The following is a 5,126-nucleotide window of genomic DNA, read 5'->3' on the forward strand; positions in this document are numbered from 1 at the left end:
AATTCTGCGTTTCACGGTTTTTTGGGGCGGTGTCGCCAGAGGGCTTGACAGGGGGAGCGGGGGGCCTCCTTTACTTTTACGGCTCCCGCTTAGAGCATTTGACAGAATGAAACTTGCGTTCTTGACCCTCTCCCCTTGTGGGAGAGGGCCTCGCGCAGCGAGGGGTGAGGGGGCGTCCAGACCAATTTTTTACGTCAAATGCTCTAGAGCATGGTCATTTCGCTCAGTCCGGCCATGAATTCGCGGTCGGGGTAGGTTTCGGCGTCGAAGCCCGTGTCGCCCTCTAACGGGGTTACGCTCAGCGAGGCGAAGTCGTAGAGGTCGCGGTCGAGCAGGTGGCTGGGTGTCACGCGGGTCAGCGAGCGCAGGATGTTTTGCAGGCGGCCAGGGTTGGCCCGTTCCCAACCTTCGAGCATTTCGCCCACCACCTTGCGTTGCAAGTTCTCCTGCGAGCCGCAGAGGTTGCAGGGAATGATGGGAAACTCGCGGGCCTGGGCATAGCGGATGATGTCGGCCTCGGCGACGTAGGCCAGCGGGCGAATAACCACGTTGCTGCCGTCGTCCGATTGCAGTTTGGGCGGCATGGCCTTGAGCCGCGCCCCGAAGAACATGTTCATGAACAGCGTTTCGAGGATGTCCTCGCGGTGGTGCCCCAGCGCGATTTTGGTTGCGCCGATTTGCCGGGCGTGGGCGTACAGAATGCCCCGGCGCAGGCGGCTGCACAGGCTACAGGTGGTCTTGCCCTCGGGCGTCTTTTCCTTGACCACGCTGTAGGTGTCTTCGGTCAGGATGTCGTGGCGCACGCCGAGTTCCGTCAGGTAGCGCGGCAGCACGTCCTTGGGGAAACCGGGCTGCCCCTGGTCGAGGTTGACCGCCACCACTTCAAAGTCGATGGGGGCTTTCTTTTGCAATTGCAGCAGCACGTCCAGCAGGGTGTAGCTGTCCTTGCCCCCCGACAGGCAGACCATGACCCGGTCCCCCTGCTCGATCATGCGGTAGTCCCCGATGGCCTGCCCTGCGCCGCGCACGATGGGGGCGAACAGGCGGGAAAGGTCGGGTGGGGTCGGGGTATTCGGATTCAGGGTCATAGGTTGGGCCTCCGCGCCAGCGCGGGCAGTGGGGCACATGCTAGCAAGGGTGCGGCTCGCCCGTGCCGTTCCCGCCGGATGGGTGGTCTCCACCAAAGGGTTGACGCGCCTTTCAGAATGGGCGTCTATGCTGTGGGCGTATGACGCGCTCGCCCCAGGGCCAACCCCCGGCCCCCACGCCCACTCCTGTGCCTGTCCCGCCGTCTCCGGCACCCACTTCGGGACAGGCACGGGGCTGCGGCTGCCTGCCCACCCTCATTCTGGGCGTGCTGCTGACCATTGGACTGGTGTTCGGCGGCATGTGGCTGCTGTGGGGCCGCGACCTCCCCAAAGTTTCCGACCTGGACGTGATCAATTTCAGCGGACAGACCCGCGTCTTCGACCGCCGGGGCGAACTGATCGGCACGCTCTCGCCCAGTCTGGCGAGCGGCACCAACGTCAACCGTGAACTGCTCGGCCCCAAGCAGATCAGTTCGTGGTTGCAAAAGGCCGTGGTCGCCAGCGAAGACCGCCGCTTTTACCAGCACAGCGGCGTGGACCCCATCGGCGTGGCCCGTGGGCTCCTCAAGGGCTTGCTGCGCAACGACCTCGAAGGCGGCAGTTCGATTACCCAGCAGGTCGTCAAAAACACCTTGCTGCGCGACCTAGGGGGCGCACGCACCGCCGAGCGCAAGTTCAAGGAAGCGGTGCTGGCCTATCAGGTGGATAAGCGCTTCAACAAAGACCAGATTCTCAATGCCTACCTCAACGTCATCTACTGGGGCGACGGCGGAGCGCAGGACATCATCGGGGCCGGGGCGGCGGCGCGGGCCTACTTCAAGAAAGAAGCCTGGGAACTCAATCTGGCCGAGAGCGTGTATCTGGCGACCATCATCCCGGCCCCCAACCGCCGCTACAAGGACTTCGAGGCCTACCGCCCGCTGATGCGCTCGGTGCTGACGCGCATGGTCGAGGACGGGCAGATCACCAAGCAGCAGGCCGAGCAAGCCTGGATTACGCCGATTTATCCGGCAGGCTGGCGCATCGGCTGGAATACGGACGGCACGGTCAGGACGGCCGTGCTGGAGCGGCCCTCGCGCCTCGCGGAAAACCTGGTGAGCATGATGCCGCCGGGCCAGCAGTACCGTTCGCTCTACTACCTCCAGGAAGTAGAGCGCGAACTGGCGGGCAAGGTGGACCGGGGCACGCTCTACGGCGGCGCGAAAATCTTTACCGGGATGGACTTGCAAGCGCAGCGGGCCGCCGAGCAGGCCAGCCGAAACGCCCAGGTGCCCGAAGGGGCCACGCTGGGCATCGCGCTGGTCAACCCGCAAAACGGCGAGGCGCTGGCGCTGGTCGGGCAAAAACTGACGGGCGGACGCCCCAACGAGTGGAACAACGCCACCCAGAGCCGCCGTCAGGTGGGCAGTTCCATCAAGCCGCTGCTGTACACCCTGGCCCTGGAAAAAGGCTGGAAACAGAGCGACACCATTCTGGACGCCCCGATTTCCGGCGACTACCAGCCCAAGAACTACTCCGGTACGTGGACGGGCGTATATGTCTCCATGCGCTACGCCCTCAACCACAGCCTCAACCTGCCGACCGTGCGGATGGGTCAGGAACTCGGCGTGCCGACCTTCGAGGCCAAACTGCGCGACCTGGGCCTGACCCCGCCCAGAGACGGCGGCCTGAGCCTGACCATCGGCACGCTGGAGGCCAGCCCGCTGCAACTGGCGGCGGCCTACGCGCCCTTCGCCAACGGCGGCCTGTACTACGCGCCCAGCACGGTGCGCCGGGTCGAGTCGGCCCAGGGGGAAGTGCTCTACCAGCGCCCCGACCCGGTAGGCAAACGGGTGTGGGACAAGCGGGTGGCGTGGCTGGGCCTGGACATGATTCGCGGCGTGGTGAACGACCTGAGCGCCTACCAGGGCGGCTTGGCGACCAAAGCCAGAATCGAGGGCTGGCAGGTGGGCGGCAAGACCGGCACCACCAACGACATCAAGGACTTGTGGTTTGCGGGGGTCACTCCTCTGACCAGCGGCGCAGTCTGGGTCGGCAAGCAGGAAGGCGGGGCCATGCCGAACTGGGCCTACAGCGGCGACATTCCCACCCCGGTCTGGCAGCAGGCGACGGCGGGCGCTCTGGCGGGGCGCGAGGCGGCGACCTTCGTGCCGCCCGAGGGCATCGTGTACCGCACCTACTACCGCCTGAACATGGCCTTCCGCACCGAGGAAGCCGATCAGGCTCCGGTGGGTCACGACGGCAGCAAGCGGGAGGCCGAGCCGGAAGCCGAACCCACACCTACGCCCGCCCCGCCACCGCCCGCCCAGACCGAACAGGCCGCTCCGACTTCCCCGGACACGACCCTGCCCTGGACTGTGCCCAGCACGCCTGAGCCGAGCCCCAGTGAACCTGACCCCACTGAGCCGCTGCCGAGCGAACCCGTTCCCAGCGACCCGCCGCCGAGCGAAATACCGCCCACCGAAACGCTGCCCGGCGACCTGCCCACTGACCCCGCCTTGCCGACGGACGCGTTCCCGACCGACGTGCAACCTGACGACGCAGCCCCGGCTGAACCGGCCCCCAGCGACCCGGCTCAGCCGGAGACGAACCCCTGGCTCCCCCCCGAGCTGACGCTACCGCCCCGGCAGTAGGGCGCGCAGAGGGTGAAGGGTGGAGGGCAGAGGGTAAAGGGCAAAACCCTCTTCTCTCTACCCTCTGCCCTCTCCCCTTTACCCCTCGCCGTAGCCCCGCGCCCGCACCGTTTCCCAGTCACCCGTGCCCAGCACGAAGGGAAACTGCTGCGGGTCGGTGGTGACTTCGGGGCCACTGGGCGCGAGGTACACGTCCACTTCCGAACGGATGCCGAAGCCCCCGCGACCCGCAGAAAAAGGAGCGGCGGGGTAGGTGCCGGGTTCGACCGTGACGGCGAGGCCCGGCGTGAGGGTGCGGGTATCGCGGGTTTCGTAGTCGTCGAGGTTGGCTCCCGCCCCGTGAATCTGCACGCCCAGGTCGTGTCCGGTGCGGTGCAGGAAAAACTGGCTCCACGTCTCCCCCATCGCGTCACGGGCGGCGCGGTCGAGTTCCCAGCCTTGCAAGCGCCCGTAGCCCTCGGCCTGCACGCGGCCTTGCAACAGCCCCACTGCCGCGTCGCGTGCCGCACGCACGGCGGCCCAGGCGTCCAGATATTCCGCCGAGGGTTCGCCCGCGTGGCCCACCCAGGTCACGTCGGCAAAGGGGCGGCCCGGTTCCTGCGCCCACAGGTCAATCAGGACGCACTGCCCCGGCTCCAGCGTCGCGCTGCTCTGGGCGCTCGGTTCGTAGTGGCTGTCGGCGGCGTTGACCCCGAAACTCACGTTCACGTCGTGCCCCGCCTGCATTCCCGCCGCGTGAATGCGTCCCATGATGAGTTGCTGCACTTCCCACTCGGTCACAGGCTGGCCCGCCAGAAGCCGCTCGTGGATGAGGCGGAAGGCGGCGTCTTTGGCTTCCATCAGCACGGCGGCGGCCCGGCGATGCGCGGCGAGGTCGTCCGGCGTCCAGACCAGGAAGGCTTGCAGCAGGTCGGCGCTGCTGGCGATGTGGGCGGCTCCGGCGCGGCGCACCCGTTCTACGGTTCCGGCGTCCACCCGGCTGACATACGGCACCGCTCCGTCCGGGCTGTATTCCATCGCCAGCGACTGCCCCGCCACCACGTCCCGCAGGGCGGCGTCGAGTTCGGCGTGCGAGCCGAAAGAACGCAGACTCGCGCCCCAGTCCCGCGTGACCCGCCCCCAGTTGCCGCCCTCGATGTGGTTGTGCAGCACCACCGCCTGCCCCTCACGCGGCACCCACACGAAAAAGCGCCGGGTCAAAAACACGCCTTCGGGAATGCCCAGCACCCGGCGGGCGTGGGGATTGAGGCCCTGGAAGTCGTAGACCAGCCAGCCGCCCAGGTCGGTCTGCGCGAGGGCGGCTTGCATGGCAGGAACGGGATTGGCTGTGGCTGGGTTGGACATGCCCAGCAGCATAACGGAGACGGCAAAAACCCCCTCCCGGTGTGGGAAGGGGCCGAACTTT

At 67.0% G+C, this 5,126-nt stretch carries 3 protein-coding genes; 1 reads left to right on the forward strand and 2 read right to left on the reverse strand.

Features of this window, described 5'->3' with window-relative positions:
* Positions 1–203 precede the first annotated feature (203 nt).
* On the reverse strand, positions 204–1,088 hold the full coding sequence (gene ttcA, locus Q4C89_RS09995) for a tRNA 2-thiocytidine(32) synthetase TtcA (protein WP_303102464.1): 885 nt from the start codon (positions 1,086–1,088) through the stop codon (positions 204–206).
* A 299-nt stretch (positions 1,089–1,387) separates the two neighbouring features.
* Between ttcA and Q4C89_RS10000 the strand changes: the two genes are divergently transcribed.
* Entirely contained in the window at positions 1,388–3,721 is a 2,334-nt protein-coding gene (locus Q4C89_RS10000) for a transglycosylase domain-containing protein (protein WP_303102473.1), read from the forward strand.
* A 78-nt stretch (positions 3,722–3,799) separates the two neighbouring features.
* Here the strand turns inward: Q4C89_RS10000 and Q4C89_RS10005 are convergent, their stop codons facing one another.
* A complete protein-coding gene (locus tag Q4C89_RS10005) occupies positions 3,800–5,029 on the reverse strand; it encodes a Xaa-Pro peptidase family protein (protein ID WP_303102474.1) in 1,230 nt (409 codons plus the stop codon).
* Positions 5,030–5,126 lie beyond the last annotated feature (97 nt).

The sequence above is a fragment of the Deinococcus sp. genome (assembly GCF_030523985.1).
Classification (GTDB): Bacteria; Deinococcota; Deinococci; order Deinococcales; family Deinococcaceae; genus Deinococcus.

Excerpts from the sequence above, each read along its gene's own strand:
- ttcA (WP_303102464.1), bottom strand. The coding sequence starts at position 1,088 with ATGACCCTGAATCCGAATACCCCGACCCCACCCGACCTTTCCCGCCTG.
- Q4C89_RS10000 (WP_303102473.1), top strand. The coding sequence starts at position 1,388 with ATGTGGCTGCTGTGGGGCCGCGACCTCCCCAAAGTTTCCGACCTGGAC.
- Q4C89_RS10005 (WP_303102474.1), bottom strand. The coding sequence starts at position 5,029 with ATGCAAGCCGCCCTCGCGCAGACCGACCTGGGCGGCTGGCTGGTCTAC.